This window comes from Oleiphilus sp. HI0132 (genome assembly GCF_001635845.1).
In genome coordinates, this window is sequence record NZ_LWGJ01001855.1 from 1 (window position 1) to 995 (window position 995).

The window sequence follows — 995 nt, forward strand, 5'->3', positions numbered from 1 at the left end:
ACCATGCCCAGGCGGCAAGTGCGTCGTAACCAACAGAAGACCACTTAATTAGACTGTATAAGCCGATCACAAAGATCAAACAACACATAAAAGCCATGATCTTGAAATGAATAAAGTCGCGGTCACTCTCAACCATCGAAGGCAGACAAGCATTGAAGCCTTGCTGAATAATATTCAATGTATGTTCCTTAGTGATACTAATAATTTAGACCCAACCGTTACCCTACCTTCAAGAAAGGTGGCCGGTTCAAGCAAGTTCTAATTCACATTATAGCCCATTTTTCACTTTGCAAACTTAGTTCACTTAGTATCTGCAAACACTGAGATTTGTGCTACCTTCAGTAAAGGTAAAATTACTTTTAGCAGGAAAAAGTGCATGTCAGATAAAACGATCATGGTTGTCGATGATGTCGAGTCAAACCGTGTGCTTTTAAAAATGATTCTCGAAGATGACTTTAACATCGTGGAATGCAGCTCCGGCCAAGAATGCCTGGATCAGGTAAGCCAGGAAGTACCTGATATCATTTTGCTAGACGTAAACATGCCCGGAATGACTGGCTACGAAGTTTGTACCGAGCTTAGAAAGCACAAAGAAAGCAGCGTTGTTCCCATTGTTTTCGTCTCTGCCATGGATAATGTCGAAGAACATCTTGCGGGCTTTGAAGCAGGCGGCAACGAATACATCACCAAACCAATTGACCCGGAGCGAGTGCTTGAACGAGTCAATTACTTTATAGATCACCAAGCCGAAACAAACAAAGCGAAGGAAGATGCCAGCAACGCCATGAAAGTTGCCATGGAAGCCATGACATCAAGTAGCGAGCTTGGCCAAATAATCGAATTCGTGAAAACCTCTCAGGAAATCACAACACTGGAAGGCATTGGACAAAAACTATGTGAAGTTGCATCAGGCTTCGGCTTGAGCGCATCCGCTGTCATCTATGGCACCCCTAGTGTTTTTATTAATTGCTCGCAAGACTCTATGGAAGCTCGCG

The 995-nt window shown here is 43.4% G+C and carries 1 protein-coding gene; it reads left to right on the plus strand.

All coding sequences use genetic code 11. From position 1 onward, the window contains the following. Window positions 1–376: 376 nt before the first annotated feature. A partial coding sequence (locus A3766_RS28035) for a PleD family two-component system response regulator (RefSeq protein ID WP_156509212.1) occupies window positions 377–995 on the plus strand: 619 nt, incomplete at its 3' end.